The organism is Thiomicrorhabdus sp., assembly GCF_963662555.1.
Lineage (GTDB): Bacteria > Pseudomonadota > Gammaproteobacteria > Thiomicrospirales > Thiomicrospiraceae > Thiomicrorhabdus.
Genome location: NZ_OY759719.1, coordinates 407,932 through 428,645 on the forward strand (window position 1 = coordinate 407,932; position 20,714 = coordinate 428,645).

General features: G+C 36.1%; 18 protein-coding genes. 3 read left to right on the forward strand and 15 right to left on the reverse strand.

Features of this window, described 5'->3' with window-relative positions; all coding sequences use genetic code 11:
- Position 1: 1 nt before the first annotated feature.
- The 5 genes from ACORJQ_RS01600 to ACORJQ_RS01620 form a co-directional block, all read right to left on the reverse strand.
- Positions 2–340, reverse strand: a complete 339-nt coding sequence (locus ACORJQ_RS01600) for a hypothetical protein (protein ID WP_321325412.1) — start codon at positions 338–340, stop codon at positions 2–4.
- 73 nt (positions 341–413) lie between these two features.
- Positions 414–2,069 (reverse strand): acetolactate synthase large subunit, encoded by a 1,656-nt coding sequence (locus ACORJQ_RS01605; RefSeq protein WP_321325414.1) that lies wholly within the window; start codon positions 2,067–2,069, stop codon positions 414–416.
- Positions 2,070–2,355: 286 nt separating this feature from the next.
- Positions 2,356–2,994: a thiol:disulfide interchange protein DsbA/DsbL gene (locus tag ACORJQ_RS01610; RefSeq protein ID WP_321325416.1), complete on the reverse strand. Its 639-nt coding sequence runs from the start codon at positions 2,992–2,994 to the stop codon at positions 2,356–2,358.
- Positions 2,995–3,027: 33 nt separating this feature from the next.
- Positions 3,028–4,206, reverse strand: coding sequence for a c-type cytochrome biogenesis protein CcsB (gene ccsB / locus ACORJQ_RS01615; RefSeq protein WP_321325418.1), 1,179 nt, complete (start codon positions 4,204–4,206; stop codon positions 3,028–3,030).
- Positions 4,207–4,238: 32 nt separating this feature from the next.
- Positions 4,239–6,317, reverse strand: coding sequence for a cytochrome c biogenesis protein ResB (locus ACORJQ_RS01620; protein WP_321325420.1), 2,079 nt, complete (start codon positions 6,315–6,317; stop codon positions 4,239–4,241).
- Positions 6,318–6,604: 287 nt separating this feature from the next.
- Here ACORJQ_RS01620 and yihA point away from each other — a divergent pair, with 287 nt between their 5' ends.
- A complete protein-coding gene (gene yihA / locus ACORJQ_RS01625; RefSeq protein ID WP_321325422.1) occupies positions 6,605–7,303 on the forward strand; it encodes a ribosome biogenesis GTP-binding protein YihA/YsxC in 699 nt (232 codons plus the stop codon).
- Between the two features lie 41 nt (positions 7,304–7,344).
- Here the strand turns inward: yihA and ACORJQ_RS01630 are convergent, their stop codons facing one another.
- The 8 genes from ACORJQ_RS01630 to polA form a co-directional block, all read right to left on the reverse strand.
- Positions 7,345–7,704, reverse strand: a complete 360-nt coding sequence (locus ACORJQ_RS01630) for a hypothetical protein (protein WP_321325424.1) — start codon at positions 7,702–7,704, stop codon at positions 7,345–7,347.
- Between the two features lie 187 nt (positions 7,705–7,891).
- The gene (locus tag ACORJQ_RS01635) at positions 7,892–8,578 is read right to left on the reverse strand and encodes a response regulator (RefSeq protein WP_321325425.1); all 687 of its coding nucleotides are present in this window, start codon (positions 8,576–8,578) and stop codon (positions 7,892–7,894) included.
- 2 nt (positions 8,579–8,580) lie between these two features.
- Positions 8,581–10,020 (reverse strand): ATP-binding protein, encoded by a 1,440-nt coding sequence (locus ACORJQ_RS01640; protein WP_321325427.1) that lies wholly within the window; start codon positions 10,018–10,020, stop codon positions 8,581–8,583.
- A 241-nt stretch (positions 10,021–10,261) separates the two neighbouring features.
- On the reverse strand, positions 10,262–11,368 hold the full coding sequence (locus tag ACORJQ_RS01645; protein WP_321325429.1) for a DUF5666 domain-containing protein: 1,107 nt from the start codon (positions 11,366–11,368) through the stop codon (positions 10,262–10,264).
- 4 nt (positions 11,369–11,372) lie between these two features.
- Complete coding sequence (locus ACORJQ_RS01650) at positions 11,373–12,251, reverse strand: DUF6502 family protein (RefSeq protein ID WP_321325431.1); 879 nt, start codon at positions 12,249–12,251, stop codon at positions 11,373–11,375.
- Positions 12,252–12,262: 11 nt separating this feature from the next.
- Complete coding sequence (locus ACORJQ_RS01655; RefSeq protein WP_321325433.1) at positions 12,263–12,982, reverse strand: hypothetical protein; 720 nt, start codon at positions 12,980–12,982, stop codon at positions 12,263–12,265.
- An 81-nt stretch (positions 12,983–13,063) separates the two neighbouring features.
- On the reverse strand, positions 13,064–13,417 hold the full coding sequence (locus tag ACORJQ_RS01660; protein ID WP_321325434.1) for a hypothetical protein: 354 nt from the start codon (positions 13,415–13,417) through the stop codon (positions 13,064–13,066).
- A gap of 317 nt (positions 13,418–13,734) precedes the next feature.
- Positions 13,735–16,572 (reverse strand): DNA polymerase I, encoded by a 2,838-nt coding sequence (gene polA / locus ACORJQ_RS01665; protein WP_321325436.1) that lies wholly within the window; start codon positions 16,570–16,572, stop codon positions 13,735–13,737.
- 205 nt (positions 16,573–16,777) lie between these two features.
- Between polA and ACORJQ_RS01670 the strand changes: the two genes are divergently transcribed.
- Together ACORJQ_RS01670 and ACORJQ_RS01675 are read left to right on the forward strand one after the other, a co-directional pair.
- The gene (locus ACORJQ_RS01670) at positions 16,778–17,722 is read left to right on the forward strand and encodes a homoserine kinase (protein ID WP_321325438.1); all 945 of its coding nucleotides are present in this window, start codon (positions 16,778–16,780) and stop codon (positions 17,720–17,722) included.
- Positions 17,723–18,102: 380 nt separating this feature from the next.
- Positions 18,103–18,717 carry an L-threonylcarbamoyladenylate synthase type 1 TsaC gene (locus ACORJQ_RS01675; protein WP_321325440.1) on the forward strand — a complete coding sequence of 205 codons (615 nt, stop codon included), beginning with the start codon at positions 18,103–18,105 and terminating at the stop codon, positions 18,715–18,717.
- A gap of 7 nt (positions 18,718–18,724) precedes the next feature.
- Here the strand turns inward: ACORJQ_RS01675 and ACORJQ_RS01680 are convergent, their stop codons facing one another.
- Entirely contained in the window at positions 18,725–19,819 is a 1,095-nt protein-coding gene (locus tag ACORJQ_RS01680; protein WP_321325442.1) for a GGDEF domain-containing protein, read from the reverse strand.
- A gap of 55 nt (positions 19,820–19,874) precedes the next feature.
- Complete coding sequence (locus tag ACORJQ_RS01685) at positions 19,875–20,711, reverse strand: M48 family metallopeptidase (RefSeq protein WP_321325445.1); 837 nt, start codon at positions 20,709–20,711, stop codon at positions 19,875–19,877.
- Positions 20,712–20,714 lie beyond the last annotated feature (3 nt).

Consider the following 20,714-nt stretch of genomic DNA (forward strand, 5'->3'; position numbering starts at 1 on the left):
TTTAAAAATTAAGAAGTTCTTCATCTTCAATAATTGAGTTATTGTTAGATAAGTTACGAATGTTCTTTTTAAATAAAATTTTGTTTTGTACCACTTCTGGTAAGTCGGTAAATAGCATTAAATTTTTATCAATTAGAATATCAATCACATCTTCAATGACACGCACCATATCTAAATCTAATTGATTTAATACCTTCTGAATAATCTCTTCACTATTGGGAGAAGTTTCAATGAACTCTTTTAATTTAGGATCATGCAGACTAATTCCTTCTAAATTTTGTCCTGGTGAAAAATGAATATTATTGATATCACCATCTGTATTACGTTCGATATAAATCATAGACTTAGCCTGTATTAAAAAGGGTTAATAAGCCTGTTTTACCAGGCCTGGTAATTTTAAAAATTAAACTCAGTTAATCATCCATCTCTGATAAAACATTACCTAATAACTCAGTTAAACGATCATTTTGCGAGTAATCTACTGGGCAATCTATAATCGTAACGGTATTATTTTTAAGTGCTGTCTGTAAAGTAGGTAATAATTGATCTGCAGATTCAATGCGGACGCCCTCTGCACCAAATGATTTTGCATAATCTACAAAGTTAGGATTCTTAAAATCAATATACGCTGGGCGACCAAAGCGGCGTTGTTGTTTCCACTCGATTAAACCATATTGGCTATCATTCCAAATCAGAATAACAATTGGTGCTTGGCAACGTAATGCGGTTTCAATTTCTTGCGAATTCATCATAAAGCCAGCATCTCCTGTCACAGCCACTATAGCTTTATCTGGATAGGCGAGCTTTGCCGCGACTGCACCAGGTACAGCAATACCCATACCAGCAAAACCATTTGAAATAATACAGGTATTAGGTTCATCACAACGGAACATACGTGCCATCCACATCTTGTGTGCACCAACATCACTAATTGCAATATCGTCAGAATTCATGGCGGTACGTAAATCCCAAATTATCTTTTGCGGTAACATTGGCCAATCGTCACTTTTACGACAACGATTCATCTCTTGAATCATCGCTTCACGTAATAAAAACTCAATTTCGGTTGATTCAATAGGTTTTTCAAGGATTTCATCCAATGCTTCACCTAAGCCGGCAAGATTAGCCCCAATATTTCCAATTAACTCAATTTCAGGAATATAACGATTGTCCACTTCCGCTTTTTTAGTATCGATATGAATGATGGTGTGTTGGCGATTAGGGTTCCAAAGATGCGGGTGGTATTCAACCATATCAAAACCAACACAGATAACTAAGTCGGCTTTTGCAAACCCTGCATTTTCATAATCGCCTTTTTGTAGGCCAGCTGTTCCCATAGACATATCATTCCAAAACGGAACAATCCCTTTAGCCATAAAAGTGTTAACTACGGGTATTTTATGAGTTTCTACAAATTGTTGAATATAGTCACCTGCTCTGGCACGAACCGCACCGTTACCCACTAAAATGAGTGGATTTTTAGCTTTAGTAACTAAATCTGCTGCTTGTTTTAATAAGCTTCGATGTGCAAAAGTTAAGCGGTTTGTACTCACAGGTAATGGCAATTCATCGGTATCCATTTCGGTGATGTTTTCAGGTAAATCTATAAAGGTTGCACCTGGTTTTTCAGCTTCAGCAACTTTAAAAGCTTTACGCACTACTTCTGGAATGGTTTCTGGCTCTAATACTTGAGTTGCGTATTTTGTAATGGGTTTAAACATACTAACTAAATCCACTACTTGGTGCGACTCTTTATGTAAACGAGTGGTGGCTGCTTGGCCAGCTATAGCAACTAAAGGAGCATTATCCATATTGGCATCAGCAACCCCTGTTACTAGGTTGGTTGCACCAGGTCCAAGGGTTGACATACATACACCAGATTTGCCAGTTAAACGGCCATAAACATCAGCCATAAAGGCCGCACCTTGTTCATGTCGAGTTGTTATAAATTTAATATTAGAATCAAGAAGGGCATCCATAATATCCAGGTTTTCTTCTCCTGGAATACCAAATATAAATTCAACTTCTTCGTTTTCTAAACATTTAACAAATAGTTTGGCCGCTTTCATGGAGTGCTCGCTTTTTGGATATTTTTATCATTCTAAGAGTAAGTAAATTGTAATGATTAAAATGAGTGATAAATCATTTAATTACTCTTTTATTAAACTTTATTATGTGAACTTTATTATGAAGACTAAAAAGCCAAATAACCAGGCCTGGTAACTTAATAATTATTAAGATTAATAGAGAATAAAGAAAACCTAGAAGGGGATTTGTTTGATATTGTTTTGAATGGTCTAAAAAATAAAAAAAACCGCTTAAAATCATGAGGTGATTAAAAACGGTTTTAAGAGACTATTTATTGGCAAGTTCGGTAACGGTTTTCCACATTTTATCGCGGGTACCGTTCATTCCTACATCAGTGAGATATTTACCATTTACAATAATAGATGGTACACCTTCAACGCCGTAATCTTTAGTTAATTTACCAGCGTGTCGCACTAACTGATCAACTTTAAAACCTTTAAAAGTTGAAATAAAGTCAGCTTCTTTAACCCCAAATTGGGTAAAGAATTTAGCAATAGCTTCAACGGTAAAAAGCGGTTTTTTGTCTCTGTGTAAGGCATTAAAAAACGGTGTATGAGATTGTTCAACCACACCTAATTCTTGAGCGGTAAAGAACACACGAGCCATAAAAATCCAGTTTGGATTATTAAACACGACTGGCATTCTTTCAAAATGAATATCTTTAGGTTTGGTTTTTAACCACTTATGGATACTTGGTTCTAAGTGATAACAGTGCGGACAACCATAACCAAACACTTCAACGACTTTTTTAGGGTACGGAGCGGTTGGTTGTGGCTCAGGTACTAATTGATATTCAACACCTTCTTGCAACTCAAATTCTTGTGATGCAAGCGGTGCCGCAGATACGGAAAAAGCTTGGGTAGCCAATAAACCTGTTAGACCTGTTAAAAATGCTCTACGTTGCATAGTTAATTCCTTAAAATCACTTAAATACGCTGTTTACAGCTCACCGTATGAGTGTAAACCAGATAAGAACATGTTTACACCCAAGAACGCAAAGGTGGTAACTAATAGACCAATAAGAGCCCACCAAGCCATAGGAGTTCCACGCCAACCTTTAGACATACGAATATGTAACCAAGCTGCATAGTTTAGCCAAACAATTAATGCCCAGGTTTCTTTTGGATCCCATGACCAATATCCACCCCAAGCTTCTGCGGCCCACATTGCACCTAATACAGTAGCAATAGTAAAGAATGCAAAACCTAAAGAGATGGTTTTATACATTAAGTCATCCATCACTTCTAAAGATGGCATTCTTTTAGCAAAACCACTATCTGGATTTTTCTCAAGAGCCCTGTTTGTTAAGAGATAAGCTAAACCAATCATGGCAGCAATTGAGAAAGAACCGTAACCAATAAAGTTAGCTGGAACGTGTATCTTCATCCAGTAGCTTTTTAATGCAGGAACAAGTGGTTGGATTACGTTTGCTTGTTTATCAAATGTATACCATAGCAAGAATGCTACAGCGGCACTGATAACCAACATAACAAAGCCACCTAACGCACGAGTTTTATAACGTTGTTCATAAAACAGATATAACAGGCCTGTAATAACAGTAAATAAAATAAATACTTCATATAGGCTACTGACTGGAATGTGGCCGTAATCAAAGTTAATGATATACGATTCACGCCAGCGAACCATCATACCCACTAAACCAAACGTTACGGCACTCCATGCGAATACTGATGCACTTTTACCAGCAAATTCTGATTTGGTAATTAGAGCAAAAAAGTAAGTTACACCTGAAAGAATAAACAGGGCACTCATCCACATAGTAGCCGATTGGCTCGATACTAAAAATTTAAGGAAGAACGCGTGTTCATTAGCGGTGATCACGTTATCGTGAATTTGATAACTCCACAAAGCCAGGAATGTTAAGCCTGTTACCCAAAGTGTTAACTGTTGAATACTTTGCCATAGGCGACCTAAAATAATTAATCCAATAGCAGTACCCGCAAGAATCCCTACTTCAAATTGATCCATTAAGCTGCCATATTGGTTCCATGCATAAATAGCCCCTAAAATAACAAATAGTGCCCAGGCAATATCTCTTATGGATAGGGATGTTTTTGTTGAATCTTTAAATTCATCCATATAGTTTTCAGTTTGCATAATCGTAGCCTTATTACTTTTATGAATAGCGGTTAATTTTCATTTTGTGACTTATTATTATAATCTTGAATCTGGGTCACAATAGATTCAAATTCTTTGGTTGTTTCTGGTAAATTTCTATTATCTTTTGCAGCAACAGTTACTTCTGTTCCATCATTGTCACCATTTTCATTGGTTTTTTGCTCAATATGAATCCAAGCACGGCGTTGTCTTACATAAAATAAGAAGAACACACCAATAATTAGCATAGCACTACCGAAATACACCACATCTTTACCTGGCGATTTAGTAATTTGCAGGCCTGTAGCTTGTATTTCTTTGAAGTTTTTAAGTTCAAAGTACATCGGTGGGCCATAGGCTGATAATGAAGAAATGGTATTTAATGCATCTTCAAACCATTTTTTATCAAAATCAGAGATATCATCATTATAGCCTTTTACAACACCTTCTTCTTTTAGCACATCCATATAGATGGTTTGTAAGGCAAATGATGTTTGACTGAAATAGAAATCAGAGACTTTTTTCTGATCTTTTTCAGGTACGTTTTTCTTCACAAAGTTAGTAATGCCGTTAAAGCCTTTGCTTCGGAATAACATGACTAATTGTTGTAATAGTTTTAATTGAGTGTCATAAGCCTTTTGGGTCATGTCTGGAGCTTTTGGATAAAGTTTTTCAAATAGCTCTTTAGTGACTAAAGGATTATTAATTTTAGCTAACAGTTTAAAGAAACGTTCTTTAGTACGTTTTGCATCAGCAGGAATAAATAAGTATTTAAATGGATCTGCATTACTACTACGAACCCCAGTCATAAAGAACCAACGGCCTTCTTGTTTACTTGGTAAGAAGTAATTTTCATATTCCCAAGCAGTACCTTGATCGTTACGAACTTTAAAAATAATCGTTGGCCCATTATTGTGCATTTTATGGCCTGTTTCTTTAAATTCTGCTTCCGTTGCTGGAACGATATTGTGCATTTTAAAGTCGTCAAACTCGGCTTTAAAGGTTCCAACAGGGGTTTTTAAAGGTTCAATACTTTTAACACTTGTGTTTAGGGTAATCGAGTTTTCAATAGGTGAAAGTAGAGGGTGGACTTTAATCTCTAATTTAGTTCCGCCATCACCAAATGATGATTGATAAATCGCGTAGTTTTTATAATAAAGAGGGTGGTTAACCGAAATAGTTTTAACAATAGGTTTATCTAAATCAGGAGCAGTAAGAATTAAATCACTTTCAAATGATTTAGGCATACCTGTATCGTAATATTCAATTCTAAAGTTTTTGTTTTTAACAGTAAACGGCAGTTTTTGTACTAGGTAGCCGTTTTCATAAGGTAAAAATAAAACATCCGTTTTTTCACCTTCAGGAACATTAACCGAGCCTCTAAATGAAAGGTTTTCTGGACCTAACCAAGATTTTTGGTTAACTTTATCTAAACTTACAGATCGGGTTTCTGCTTGCAAACCACCTGTTAATTCTCTGTATTTAAGTAGTAAGTTACTGTCTAATAACGCACCTATACAAATAACAATGATTGAAATGTGTGTGAAAAAATAACCTAAACGATTCCAACGACCTTTTAAGCCAGCAATGGTGATACTGCCATCATCGCGTTGATGAACTTTAGTTTTATAACCATTGTATTTTAACAATGCTTGAGCATAACCTTTTTGTTCTTCAAATTCTAACTTACCTTCAAAAACCGTATTATTTGGTTGATGAATTAAGGCTTTCTTTGAAAGTTTTTCACTATATTGCTTTATGTCTTTTAAAAAGGTTGGTGTATTACGGGTAACACATACACTTGTTGAGAATAGTAAAAAGAGTAAAACTAAAACGAACCAAGCTGCTCCATAAACGTGAAACAGACCTAATTCGTTAAAAACTTGGCTCCAAAATGGGCCAAACTTAATAATGTAGTCTTGTACGGTTTGGTCTTGTTTTAAGACAGTACCAATTACAGAGGCGATAGAAAGCATAACCAATAAGGTAACGGCTAGGTTCATAGACCCTAAAAAGTTCATAAAAACACTAGGTTTTTTTATAGCAGAAGCTTTTTTAGGCTCGTTTTTTGGTATTGGTGTATTGTTTTCGGCTTGTGTCATTTTAGTCATATTTTCGTTATGGTTGTTTTATCTAGTGAATAACATCTTGTTTTTGTCGTTTGTTATTTTAAGTAAAGCCATTCATTATATGAGCTGACTTTATTTAAACGGCAAGTTAACTAGATAGAATCGGTTAAAAAATAGGATAGAGTATATACCTATGTAAATCATTGATAAAGTATTAAAATATGATTTTTTATTAAGGTTTAATTGACCGTTAAACCCCTTTAATTTAAAGGTTATTGATGATTTAGTTCATTATTAGCTAACCCATTTATGGAACTGACAATAAGACTATGCAACACCCTCTGTATCAGCAAGCCACTTATTTAAAAAGTGTACCCACAATTGATTTATGCCCAGAAGAACTTACTCATGAAGTTGCCTTTGCCGGGCGTTCTAATGCAGGTAAATCAAGTGCATTAAATGTGATTACCACACAAAGAACTCTAGCAAGAACGAGTAAAACGCCAGGTCGTACTCAGTTAATCAATTTTTTTCCAGTAGATGAAACCCGTGCATTAGTCGATTTGCCTGGTTATGGTTTTGCTAAGGTAAACGTTAAAGTTAAACGTGCTTGGGAAGCCGGTTTAAGTACCTATTTAGAAAAACGTGAGGCATTAAAAGGTTTAATCTTATTGGTTGACTCAAGAATGGAACCAACTGAAATTGATTTAGTTATGCTTGATTGGACTTTAGATATTGGGTTGCCTGTTCATGTGCTTTTGACTAAATCAGATAAACTTAAGAAAGGGCCAGCAAAGGCAAGTTTGCATGCTATGCAAAGCATTATTGATGAAAACTATCCGCATGCAACGGTACAGTTGTTTTCTTCTTTGAATAAGCAGGGTTTAAATGAAGTGTGGGACAAGTTAGATAGTTGGATGAACTTTGAACGACCTAAAAGAGAAGAGGTTGTTCAGCATAGACACTTGGCTGAAAAAGGCACTAAGCTTAAGAAAAAGAAAAAAAAGAGCAATATTAGAACCTTTTGAGGTTAGTAAAGTTTTTCTAATACTGCTCTAGTTAATGTTATTTATGCTTTTTTAAATCTTTTCATTTTCTTAATCTGTTCAGGGTTAAGAATATTGTGAATTTGTTGTTTGGTTTCTTTATAAAGTTCACGTTTCTTTTCTGCTTTGTTTTTTAAGATCTGTTTTAACTTATGTTGCTGTTTTTTAGTTAAATCAAGTCTTTTAGCCATACGTTCAACTTTAAAATTAATGCGATTTTCCATTTTTGCTTGGCGTTCTGCTAGGCTTAATTTTTGATAATATTGTTTTGAATCATGATGACATTTTTTATCACCTTTTCCATACATGTGTGAATCTGCAAGAACGGCAAATGAAGCTGAGCTTAAAACAATAGCGGTAACAAGAGTTGTTAGTTTTTTCATGAGAAAATCTCCTAATCATGATTGTTTTATAAACAGAATTTTTGTTGTTTACCTTTTAAGTTGTAAACATTTTGTTTTCTGTTTTGGTCAGGTGTAGTTTCTCAATTAAGTGTGCAAACATTGTGCAAGTAAAATGATAGTTTGTGAAAGGTGAGGTTGATAGTGGATTTGAAGAGTTTAATTCTATTTAATCTAATAAAAACTTATAACCAACTCCATAAACCGATTGAATCCAATCATTTTCGCCAAAAGCAGAGTTCAGTTTTTGGCGTAATTTTTTGATGTGGCTATCGATTGTTCTATCAGAAACCACGCGATTGTCATGGTATATGTTATCTATGATTTGTGAACGTGAAAAGATTCTACCTGGTGATTTTGAGAGGGTTTGCAAAATTTCAAATTCAACCGCTGAAAGATCTGTGCTTTTGCTTTTAAAGTGAACTTGATAACGTTGTTCATCAAGCTGCCAATCACTAGACTGAATGGCTTGAACAGGTAAATTTGCACGACGTAGTAGAGCTTTGACTCTGGCTACCACTTCACGTGGACTGAACGGTTTGCATATATAGTCATCAGCACCTAACTCTAAACCTAAAATACGATCTAACTCTTCTATACGGGCAGTAATCATCATAATTGGTACTTGGCTAAAGCCGCGGATTTGTTTACATAACTCTAATCCATTGCCATAAAGGTTGCTATTTGGAAGCATAACATCAAGTAATACACAATCAGCTTGATTATGTTGTAACCAGTTTATTACACCTTCGCCAGATTCAAAATACTGAGTTTGGTAACCGTGGCTTTGCAGGTATTCAATGACAATTTCGGCAATTTTTATTTCATCTTCAACAATAACAATGGTTTGGTTCATGATTAACTTACCTTTGATTCATAAGATGGTAAAAGGATGCTAACCTTTAAGCCACCTAATTCGGATAGTTCAGTTGTAAACTCACCTTCATGGGCTTGCACGACTTGATTAACCATAGCTAATCCTAATCCTGTTCCACCTGTTCTTCGATTGCGTGAGGCTTCTGCTCGGTAAAAGCGTTCTTTAAGGTGTTTTAATTCTTGTTCACTAACGCCAGGAGCACTGTCTTCAACACAGAGTGTCCATGCATTATTGTTTTTGCTTAAACTTAATTGTATTTTCCCTATAGAACCATTTGGTTGCACTGCATCTGTGTAGTCAATGGAATTTTGTAATAAGTTGTTGAGCAATTGTTGTAAACGTTCGCTATCACCTTGCACCCAAGCTTTGGTTTCAAACTTAGTGATTTGCATCATTAACCCTTTCTGCTGAGCTTTATTTTCAAATTGAGCTGCAGTTTGTCTGAGTAATTGGCTTAAATCTAGGCGTTGCATTGAGTATTGTAAGGCACCAACATCACTTAAACTTAGTTGGTATAAATCTTCTATTAATCGCTGTAATAGAGCTACTTCATGATGCAATTGCTCAAGGTTTTTTTCATTTATTGGACGAATGCCATCACGCATCGCTTCAATTGATCCTCTGAGCACAGTTAGCGGTGTACGCAACTCGTGTGAGATATCCGCTATCCACTGATTACGGCTAAGCTGAGAGGCTTCAAGTGTTTTGGCTAGATGATTAACATCTCGTTGCAGCTCACCAAATTCATCTTTACGTTTAATGTTTAAACGGTGTGTAAAATCGCCAGAAGTTAAGTTACGCATGGCTTCTGTTATTTGACGAATAGGTGCAATTAAATGATTGGCTAAAGGCCAAATAATTAAAAGAGCCAATAAGGTAATAAATAAAGAGCCTAAACTGAGCAATTTAAATTGGTTTTGGGCAAATTCAATATCCGTTTTCTCAATGAGTTCTTTCAAAGGGTGATAGCCAATTTGACCAATAATCTGGCCATTCTGGGTAATAGGCAAATGGACATTCGATTTTTCTAAGGTGGTACCAAAAGTAATTTGACCTGCGGGATTCATCAGGCTTACACGGTTTTCAAACTCATCAGACGGAAAACTACGCTTACGTTTTTTGTTCTCTTTATTAATAACATATTTAAGAGGGATAGGGTTTTCTTGAAGATCTACTCTGTGAGACAGACGTAACAATCTTAACCAAATGACTTCTGGAACTTGATTAATCGATTCAACAGGTTCATTTTGTAAATAAAAGTCTAAATTGCTTTGTAAACGTTCAAGGCGTTGCTGGTCTCGTTGATCAATGTAATGCAGCATTGTTTTATGAAGAACAAACTGATTACTCCATAGTAATGCTCCAAGGACAATAAAGCCAAATAGTAGTAATAAAGTAATTAACTTTAAGCGAATACCCATGAATTTTTTCCAAAATTAATCTTAATAAGGTGGTTTAAAACGTTTGTAATAACGAGTTTTAGAGTTGTGTCTATATAAATATTGTCTTTGCAAACTACGATAAAAACTATAACTAAGTTATAGGGTTTAAAGGTGCAAATAATGTGCAAGTTTTGGTTAAGAGAGCTTATAAAAAAGCAAAAAAGCCATTAAGAATAAACTTCTTAGTGGCTCTGTTGTTTTCAGTTTGATCTAAATCAGATCATTTTTTTAATGGCATTTGGCTTCTTAACTCATTGATATTTTGTATATTATCTTTAATTTCTTGAAGTTGATACATCTGCTCCAATTGGTTTTGTATTATCGTTTTTTGTTCTATAAGAGTTTCATGAGCCTCTTTGATTTCTAGAGGCTCCAGAGGCTTTTTTATTTGGCCACCTTTGGGCATTTTTGGTATTTCTTTCAAATTGTTAAATTCACCGTCTTGTTTAACCTTTTGATTTTTTACCATTCGATAATAATCATGCAGATGATAACCAGTTATTTTTCCATTATTTACATCTGCTTTTAACAGATATTTTTGATTCATTTTGTGATTTCCAGAGTTCTCAATAAGATTAATATTAAGTCCCGAGAAAACTTTATTCCAATCAGAAAGCTGTGTTTTATTGGTTTCAATAATAACGTTATTTACTTTATTAGAAAAATGCACATCAGGAATTACTTGATAAATATGCTTGCTTTCTGTGTTGTAGCTTAATCTTGTCGCAACCCAACGGTTATCATTATCAGGATATCCATTTACAGCAACCATTTCGCCTGCTTTAACATTAAGGCCATCCGCAATACGGGTTTGCTTGTTAATGATTACAGTATGTCCATCAACTACAATTAAATTATCTTCAACTTTTTCTACCAGGCCTGCTAAAGGATAAAATACTTGAATTGTATTTGCCCAAGGTTGTTTATGACCGAGCTCAGTCTCAACCACCACTTGTTGTCCAAGTTGTAGGGTCTCTTTAGTTGAGAGGTTTGATGTTACCTTAACGTTTTTGCTGTATTCAACTTCAACACCATTAACCCAAATACTGCCAAATTCGGTAATAGTACCAATGATACCAGTACCTCCAAATCCAGAGTTAGATGCTACTTGACCAGTTCCACCAAAACCTGAGGTTTTGGCGACTTGAGTGGTTTGATCGGCTGTTTTTCCAGTACCACCAAATCCAGAGTTAGAGGCTGTTTTAACCTCAGTTGGTGTTAACTGACAAGCACTTAATAATAAGGCCGCTGTTATAACAACAAGTGCTTTTTTTAAGTTAAAAAAACGGTATGACAAATAATTGCAAAGGGCAGTAAAGATGAACATGAATTTATTCCTGCTCTGATGAACTTGATTGCTCATTTTTTAATAAAGCACGGCTAAAATAGGCACCTACATGCATCTCTTTGGTTGCATTTTCAGCTGCATTATCTAAAGCAGAATCTTGTTCCTGCAACTGGTTTGCCAATTGGTTGATTTCAGTTAAAACTGCCATCATGCGTTCTTTTGAAAGAGCTTCTATTTTTTCAATTGATTCATCGGTAAGATTTGAATAATAAACAGCTCTATCAAACATAGCTGGTGTTTTATTTTCAAGGTTGTGGGCAACAGCTGTAAGGTGGCTACCAATATTTTTACCAGCAAAGAATAACTTTTCTTCAAAGTCTTCTGCTGGAACATAGCCTGTTTCCTTAAGCTGGATTTTATCGACCCCTTTCTCTTGAAGAAGCTCAACCAAACCTTGGCTTAACCATTCATCTAAAATTGATCTTGGGTGTTTATCTTTAGACACTGAAAAAACCATCTCTTCAAAAGATGGGCTACCATCTTGTTGACAACGAAATAAGACTAATGGGTTTCCTTCAGAATCTATATAACCTTGGTGACCCATCCAAATTGAGATAAGTTGCGAGCTCAAGCTAGCCTTTAACTCTTTTTCTGTTGGTTGATTAATGTTTTCAGTACGAATACGTTTTACATCACCACGGTGAATACCTGTGAGTAAGCTAATTCGGCTATCGGTTAGTTTTTTGGTTTCTATAGAAAAGGACTCTTCGGCAACTTCTACATAGGTACGCTTAAGCAGGTTTAATAAACCTACATAAGTAATATCTTGATGAATTAACAGGCGAACTAAAGGCCTAAGCATATTGCTTAAAGCTTTGGCTAATGCCTTTTCTTTAATGGAGGTTGAAGATTCTTGAGTCATATTTCTATACTTTAAAATTTGGTGGTTAAACTCACACCAATACTGTTGGTCTGAGTACTATCATAGCCTGCAAATGCAGATAAGCTATAGGTTTCGTTAATTGGCTTGCTAACAAATGCAGCAATACCTAATTGATCATCTAAATTTTTAAACACACTTTCTCTGTAATCTAAGCTCACGCCAACACTGGTATTTTTTCCATAAATACGGCCAGTTCCAATTGAGGCAAAAGCGGTGTCTTGCATATTTTGTCCAGTAACTTTACCAACAAACTTATAACCTACGGAACCAAAAAATGAGACTTTTTGGTTGGCAACGGCAAAATAATCTAGTTGTACTGAAGTATCGTTTTTACCGGTACTTAAACTTTTATTTTCATCACCAGTAGGTAGTTTTTCTCTGAGTTTTAAAGCAAAGTTGTTGGTTACGTCGTAACCTAATGAAAGTGTCGTATCCCCGATACCTTGTTCTTTTAAATTGCCGCTTTCAATTGTGAGATAAGACATAGACACACCAAAAGAAAGTTTGTCTTTTTTAACTGAAATAAGCAGTGGAACAGAGGTCGATGAAACATCGTCACTGTTAATGGTTTCACTTTGACCATTAGCATAAAATAAACCAGTTGTTAGTTTTGTGCTGTCTGCAGCCTGTGCTACTTTGCTTAAAGCAATAGAGCCAATCACAATAAGGATGATTGGTAACAAAATGATTTTAAAAATTGAGTGATTCATCATTTACCTTTTTATATGGCGTAGGGCATAAACAAGTCTTAAAGTTTAGCCCTATATATAGCCATACATTTTTAATGCTTTTTAATCTGTTACCGCTTCTGTTTCAGGCGATTCCGTTGTAGGAGCTTCAGTTGTTGTTTCTTCTTTAGAAGCAATGACATCATTATTTGCATTAATTTCTAATTGAGCTTTAACACGGTTCTGAGCCTGTTCCATTGATTGTGTCATGGCTTGAGTCTGTTCCATGATTTGAGTCATGGCTTGAATTTTTTCCATGTTTTGAGTCATGGTTTGCACTTTTTCTTGTGAATGCATAGCCATCTCTTGTTGTGCTTGCATATTTGTCATATCCATCGCCATGGTTGCAAAAGTAGCAGTAACTAAAGCAGCTGCAGCAAGAGTTTTTAAAATATTTTTTTGAGTTTGAGTGTTCATAGAACTGTCTCCAATGTGAGTATTATACAAAATATGTTAAACGTTTACATTTATAATATTACTTAAATGGAGAGTTTATTGTCAATTAAAATGTAAAATAATTACATAATTTATTGAAATGAATCCAATATTCGCTTTTTTAAAAAGTAGAAAAGTATTTTAACTATATGAATATTAACAATATATTATTGTAAGTAGTGAAAGGATAAAGAAAGAGATACCAGGCCTCTATTTTTTAAATAAAGACCTGTTTTTGGATAAAATATTATGAAATTATTGAGGATTTAATCAGATGTTAATCAGCATTCGTTATAAAGTTAGTGTGCTTCATCCCAGTTATTACCTTCGCCAATTTCAACAATAAGTGGTACTTTAAGTTCTAATGCCGATTCCATTAGGCGTTTTATTTCAGGTTTAACCGCTTCTAATTGAGATTCAGCCACTTCAAACACCAATTCATCGTGCACTTGCATAATCATTTGAATATCAAAATCACAGGTTTGTAGCCAGCTTTCAATTTGTATCATTGCTGTTTTAATGATGTCAGCAGCGGTACCTTGCATAGGTGCGTTAATCGCTGTGCGTTCAGCGTATTGTCTTAGTTGACCATTACGAGCATTAATGTCAGGCAAGTACAATCTACGTCCTAAGAGAGTCTCTACATATCCTGTGTCTTTAGCTTGATCTTTGGTGTTTTGCATATAGTGTAATACGCCAGGGTAGCGTGAGAAATACAGGTCGATGTACTCTTGAGCTAAATTACGACCGACGTTTAATTGTTTAGCTAAACCAAATGCAGACATTCCGTAAATCAAACCAAAATTAACTGCTTTGGCACTGCGACGTTGTTCTGTGGTGACTTCTTCTAAAGGGACACCAAAAATTTCTGCAGCGGTGGCTTGGTGAATGTCTTTACCTTGTGCAAATGCATCTAAAAGGCCTTGGTCACCGGATAAATGAGCCATGATTCGTAATTCAATTTGCGAATAATCAGCTGCTAGCATTTTATAACCAGGCTTGGTAACAAAGGCTTGGCGAATTCGACGACCTTCTGCAGAACGGATTGGAATATTTTGCAGGTTGGGTTCAGTTGAAGATAAACGTCCAGTAGACGCCACCGCCTGCATGTACGAGGTGTGAACTCGACCGGTATCCTTATCAATCTGTTTAGGTAAAGAATCGGTATAGGTTGATTTTAGTTTGGCTAAACTACGGTATTCTAAAATAAGAATCGGAATCTCATGGCCTTGTTCCGCTAATTCGGCCAATACTGGCTCTGCAGTAGAGGGTTGGCCCTTTGGTGTTTTTTTAATAACTGGTAGCTGTAGGTTCTCAAATAAAATCACTTGTAGTTGCTTTGAAGAGTTGAGGTTAAAGTTCTCTCCAGCGATTAAATGTGCCTTTTGTTCGAGTTCTGTTAGTTTTTTGCTTAGTTCATCACTTTGAATGGCAAGCATCTCTGTATCAAGTAATACACCGTTACGTTCCATATGTGCCAAAACAGGCATTAATGGCATCTCTATGTCGGTAAATACCTTTTTAAGGGTTGGTTCTGCTTCTAATTGTTGCCAAAGTGTTTGATGTAGTTGCAAAGTAATATCGGCATCTTCTGCAGCATAATGCGCTGCAGTTTCAATTTCAATTTGGTTAAAGGTCAGTTGTTTTTTGCCTTTACCTGCAATTTCTTCAAAGTGTGTGGTGCGGTGATTTAGATATTTAAGGGCTAAATCATCCATATTATGGCGAGTAGCTACACTGTTTAAGCTATAAGATTCGAGCATGGTATCAAACTGCATACCTTTAAGTGAAATACCGTGATTTTGAAACACATGCCAATCATATTTTAAATTTTGACCACATTTAGCAACATTTGGGTTTTCTAATATAGGTTTTAAACGATTTAATACCATTTCAATATCAAGTTGCTCGGGTGCACCTTCATAGTCATGAGTTAAAGGAATATAACAGGCCTGGTTACCAGGGTTTTTTGGATCTTTAACCGCTAAACATAACCCAACAATTTTTGCTTGTAAGGTGTTCAATGAGGTGGTTTCGGTATCAATGGCAAATAGTTCAGAAGCTTCAATGCGGTTTACCCAGTTATCAAATGCTTCTTGGGTAAAGACAGTTTCGTAGTTAGAAGCTACAGTAGTTGCTTGAACTGCTGGTGAATTTTCATCGTTAGAATCTGAGTTTGTATCATTGTTAGTATTTTTCTTTTGAATGGTTTGGCTATGTGCTTTTGCACCTGTTGATTTTGAGAAAGGCACGTGACCACTCATTACTTGATTTAGCCAATTCTTTAGGTCATATTCCGTGAACAATTCTTGTAAACGTTGCATATCAGGTGGTTGGCGTTGAATATCATCTAGGCTAACAGGTAAGTCGCAATCTACTTTAATAGTGGTTAACTCTTTAGAAAGAGCTAGTTGATCTAGGTTATTACGAAGGTTTTCACCAATTTTGCCACCAATCATAGGGGCGTTTTCAACCAAATTGTGGATGTTGCCAAAAGAATTAAGCCATTTAACAGCTGTTTTAGGGCCGCACTTAGGAATTCCTGGGATATTGTCGGCACTATCTCCCACTAAGGCCAAATAATCAATGATTTGATCTGGACGAACGCCAAACTTTTCAACGACGGTTTCTGGTGTTGATAAACTGTCGTTCATAGTGTTAATTAATGTCACATGTTCATTTACAAGTTGTGCCAAATCTTTATCACCCGTTGAGATGAGAGTGTCGTGTTTGGCTTGGGTTGCTTGATGAGCAAAGGTTCCCATTACATCATCCGCTTCTACGCCATCAATAACCAATAATGGCAAACCTAATGCTTTAACAATTTCATGAATTGGCTCTATTTGAGTGCGGAGTTCATCGGGCATTGGCGGGCGATGGGCTTTATATTCGCTGTACATTTCATGACGAAAAGTTTTGCCTTTGGCATCAAAAATGACCGCCATTTTCTCTGGTTGATATTGCTCAAGCAATTTACCGAGCATATTAATTACCCCAAAAATCGCGCCCGTTGCCTGACCTTTGCCATTTGTTAGAGGCGGCATAGCATGAAAGGCTCTAAATAGATAAGAGGAACCATCTACTAAAATAAAAGGGCTATCGGGATTAAAACTGATTTGCGAATTTGAATCGGTCATTTATATTGCTCATTGTGATAAAATTTGCACTTACTGCTTGGGCTTTAAAAATTAGCTTTGATTAGCTAATTGATTGGCCAATATTTAGCAGTGAGTTGAAATAATTTATTTAATTAATTTGAGGCTTTTACACAAATATTTGTTTTGTAAAAGTCCCAACGGATTATTCTACCGAATAATCGATGCATATAAGAGACTTTACTCTATGTCTGTCTATACAGTCGTTGAAGAACAACAATTAGTGGCCTTTTTAGAAGATTATGATGTTGGTACTTTAGAATCCTTCCAAGGAATCAGTGCCGGAATTGAAAACACCAATTACTTTGTAAACACGACAAAGCATGGCCAACTAGAGCAGTTTGTTTTAACGATTTTTGAACACCATACCTTTGAAGAATTGCCTTATTTCTTAAATATTATGGCGTTTATGGCAGAACACAATATTCCAACAGCTCATCCAATGCCAACACACTCCAATGGCTATTTAAAAGAGTTATGCGGTAAGCCTGCTGCTCTTGTAGAGCGACTAGTAGGTAATACTGTAGAAGACCCATCTATTGAACAATGTGGTGTTATGGGTGGGCAATTAGCTCGTTTTCATATTGCGGGACAACATTATGAAGGCAATCGTGAAAATGACCGTGATTTAAATTGGATGCAAACCACTTATACAAGCATTAAAGGTTATTTAGCAGACGATGAATGCCAGATGATTGAAAAGGAATTTGCTTTTCAAGCTCAAACCGATTGGGCAGAACTTCCAAAGGGTGTGATTCATGCCGACTTATTTTGTGACAATGCCATGTTTAATGGTGATGCCTTAACTGGGATAATTGATTTGTATTACGCCTGTAATTCGACACTATTATACGATTTAGCCGTCATGGTAAATGATTGGTGTCGTGTACATGCTGATGAGCCATCAAAAATCGAATTTGATAAAGAACGTATAGATGCCATGATATCGGCTTACCAAACGCAACGCTCTTTAACAGAGCAAGAACAAGTAGCCTGGCCAGCTGCTTTGCGTTTAGCGGCACTTAGATTTTTCTTATCTCGTCTTAAAGATAAACATATTCCTCGAGAAGGTGAAATGACACAAATCAAAGATCCTAATGTCTTTAAACGTGTGTTACAGCTTCATCAATAAATCAGTTTTTCTATTTTAATATATTTACTATATAGATTTCTCTTACTTAGATTTACCAGGCCTGGTAAATCTACTTTATGTTTTTTTGTTTAGTTCTGATTCTACTCTAAGATCAATAACCATGATGTTATGGTTAGGAGCCTCAATTTCATTTACTTGAATCAGCATTTTGATGCTGGCGTATAAAAACGTTGTTTTAAATTCATCACAAATGAGGTCTTTGTAAATGGTTTTTACTAGGCCTGGTAAGTTTGATTAATTAGATAGACATAGGTTTAAAGTAGAGTTTATATCAATATATTAAAAGTGTGTTTTCAACTGCAAGTAGATTGCCACATGCTAGGCAAATTCATGTATTTATATAGTTTATTGGATTACAATTGGGCGGTACTTTAAATCCATTAGCACAAATAAAATCGGAATACTCAGTGTCGTTATCCTCAAAAATTCAGCAACAAGTTAATCAGGCAGTGTTGTATTTACAGCAAGGTAAAACAATTGCTTATCCAACTGAAGCGGTTTATGGGTTAGGTTGTGATCCTTTTAATGAAAAGGCAGTGGCAGATTTGTTTCACGTGAAACAGAGGCCTCTAGAAAAAGGCGTTATTCTAGTGGCGGCTTCTGTTGCACAAATTACCGAGTGGGTTGAGTTGGATGGGGCTTCTTGGCAGCAGCAAGTTTTAGAGACTTGGCCTGGGCCAGTTACTTGGATTTTACCTATTAAAAAGCCCATGCCCGATTGGATTACTGGAGGGCGAGATACAGTTGCAATTAGGATTTCTAGCCACCCGATTGTGCAGGCATTGTGTAAGCAGTTTTCTGGGCCAATAGTATCAACCAGTGCCAATATTTCTAGCCAACCACCAGCTAAGTCTTGTGAGCAAATTATTAAGGTATTTGATGATAAGGTTTATTGTGTTGACGCTGAGCTTGGCGGATTAGACCAACCAACACAAATAAGAGATGCCAGAACGGCACAGGTGCTTAGGCCATAAAAATAACCTAACGGGCAATAATAGTTTGGTTTTTACCCTGTTTTATTGCTTGTTGTAGAGCTTGATTAGCCTGTTTAAAATAGTCGTCAAAATCAAAATATTGGCTATTTTCTGTTTTTAACAGGCCTGCTGAAATGGTTAATTTTTGATATTCACTGTTTTCATTTTTAATATTCAAATCGGCAATTAGTTGGTGGACTTTCTTTAATTTTTGAATAACGGCTTTAGGCTGTTTGATTAAGATAGTAAGAGCAAATTCATTACCACCAGTACGAAATAAAATACCCTCTAGAGAGCCCACCAGTTGTTGTAATGCTTCGGCGACTTTTTGAATGGCCGCATCTCCTTGTTGATGACCATATTGTTCATTGTAAGCTCTAAAGTCATCTAATTTAATTAATCCAAAAATTACGCTGGGTTGTTGCTGTTGTATTTGTACCGACAGAAGAGGTGAGACCAACGGTAAATATTGGCGATTATAAAGCTGGGTTAAAGGATCTTTGGTTGTTGGAAAAATTTGATTTGCTTTATCTGAATTTTTGTCACTAGATTTATTTTTTAAATAGACGTTTTCGTAAGTAAAATCAATCATGAAAATAATATATAAAATCGCAAAATAGGCAAAGCTAAAACGTAATAGTCCAGTGATATCCCACTGACTATTTAGCCAATTGCTTAAGCCAAGATAAAGCTCGGCAAAGACGATAATAAAGAACAGTAAACTAAGAAATGTGCCCCAAAGTCTTCCACGACTAATAATCGCTACGATTGGAAAAATAATCGTCCAAACTAGACCAAAGCCATAATTTTGGTTGATATAGTTAAAAGCGAGTAAAAACACGGCATATGCCACTAGACCGATGGTTACGGGAGTTATGATATCTTGAGATTTTTTGAAGTAAATGTGTACTACCAATAGCATGCCTGCTGATGTTGCAGAGATGATGGTTACGTAGATGTTTTTTAAAATAAAGGCATTATAAAGGCCAAAAACTCCCATTATGATATAACCCAATGGAATAATGGTCGTCAGTATCATCTCTTGGCGATACTCTTCAAGAGAAACTGGATTCTTAAATGTTGGAAAATACTTTTTAATCAAAGTGTTTATCTCTAAATTTTTCTGTTAATTGTAGGCTTTAGATACAAAACAAATATTAGCGTATATAGCTTTTTTGCCTTATAGCTTGCCTATATAACGGCTCTACTTTTTTAGCGTAGGCGTTTAAATCTTTGATTCGACTTGCGTGAGAAGGGTGAGTACTGAGTATTTCAGGTGGTCGCCCCCCATCAGACTGTTTTTCCATTTTTTGCCAAACACTGACCGCAGCATAAGGGTTATAGCCTGCTCTTGCTGCAAGCTCTACGCCCATTCTATCTGCTTCAACCTCATGGGTACGGCTGTTGGGTAATGTAACGGTAACTTGCAAAGCCATTGCCGCTGCATCCAGTGTTGGGCCACGGGCTCCAGTAAAAATGCTTAATGCACTTAGTCCAACTTGGGTTAACGCTTGTTCTGAGGCTCTCTCTCTACCATGTTCTCGCAAAGCATGAGCAATTTCGTGACCCATAATAGCCGCAATTTCAGCATCGGTTAATTTAAGTTTATTGATAATACCTGTATAAAACGCAATTTTGCCTCCAGGCATACACCAAGCATTTAATTGATCAGACTCTAAAACATTAACTTCCCACTTCCACTTAGGGGCATCTTCTCTAAAAATGGCGGTTTGTGGGATAATTCTGTTAGCAATAGATCGCACACGTTTAAGCATGGCACTATTGGTATTGAGTTTTTTAGCTGTTTTGGCTTCTTTTAAAACAGAGTTGTAGGCAAGCTGGGCTCCTTTTTGCATCTCTGCCGGAGAAACCAAAAGGAGTTGTTCTCGTTTTATACCCACTGTGCCTTGTTTAGTACTGGTCGTTGTACAACCTACCAGGCCTGCTAAAAATAAAACAATGATTAGATGTTTTGAATAAGAGAGTATTTGCATAAC

Bases quoted from the DNA above. Each gene is read 5' to 3' on its own strand.
- ACORJQ_RS01600 (WP_321325412.1), bottom strand. From the start codon at position 340: ATGATTTATATCGAACGTAATACAGATGGTGATATCAATAATATTCAT.
- ACORJQ_RS01605 (WP_321325414.1), bottom strand. From the start codon at position 2,069: ATGAAAGCGGCCAAACTATTTGTTAAATGTTTAGAAAACGAAGAAGTT.
- ACORJQ_RS01610 (WP_321325416.1), bottom strand. From the start codon at position 2,994: ATGCAACGTAGAGCATTTTTAACAGGTCTAACAGGTTTATTGGCTACC.
- ccsB (WP_321325418.1), bottom strand. From the start codon at position 4,206: ATGCAAACTGAAAACTATATGGATGAATTTAAAGATTCAACAAAAACA.
- ACORJQ_RS01620 (WP_321325420.1), bottom strand. From the start codon at position 6,317: ATGACTAAAATGACACAAGCCGAAAACAATACACCAATACCAAAAAAC.
- yihA (WP_321325422.1), top strand. From the start codon at position 6,605: ATGCAACACCCTCTGTATCAGCAAGCCACTTATTTAAAAAGTGTACCC.
- ACORJQ_RS01630 (WP_321325424.1), bottom strand. From the start codon at position 7,704: ATGAAAAAACTAACAACTCTTGTTACCGCTATTGTTTTAAGCTCAGCT.
- ACORJQ_RS01635 (WP_321325425.1), bottom strand. From the start codon at position 8,578: ATGAACCAAACCATTGTTATTGTTGAAGATGAAATAAAAATTGCCGAA.
- ACORJQ_RS01640 (WP_321325427.1), bottom strand. From the start codon at position 10,020: ATGGGTATTCGCTTAAAGTTAATTACTTTATTACTACTATTTGGCTTT.
- ACORJQ_RS01645 (WP_321325429.1), bottom strand. From the start codon at position 11,368: ATGTTCATCTTTACTGCCCTTTGCAATTATTTGTCATACCGTTTTTTT.
- ACORJQ_RS01650 (WP_321325431.1), bottom strand. From the start codon at position 12,251: ATGACTCAAGAATCTTCAACCTCCATTAAAGAAAAGGCATTAGCCAAA.
- ACORJQ_RS01655 (WP_321325433.1), bottom strand. From the start codon at position 12,982: ATGAATCACTCAATTTTTAAAATCATTTTGTTACCAATCATCCTTATT.
- ACORJQ_RS01660 (WP_321325434.1), bottom strand. From the start codon at position 13,417: ATGAACACTCAAACTCAAAAAAATATTTTAAAAACTCTTGCTGCAGCT.
- polA (WP_321325436.1), bottom strand. From the start codon at position 16,572: ATGACCGATTCAAATTCGCAAATCAGTTTTAATCCCGATAGCCCTTTT.
- ACORJQ_RS01670 (WP_321325438.1), top strand. From the start codon at position 16,778: ATGTCTGTCTATACAGTCGTTGAAGAACAACAATTAGTGGCCTTTTTA.
- ACORJQ_RS01685 (WP_321325445.1), bottom strand. From the start codon at position 20,711: ATGCAAATACTCTCTTATTCAAAACATCTAATCATTGTTTTATTTTTA.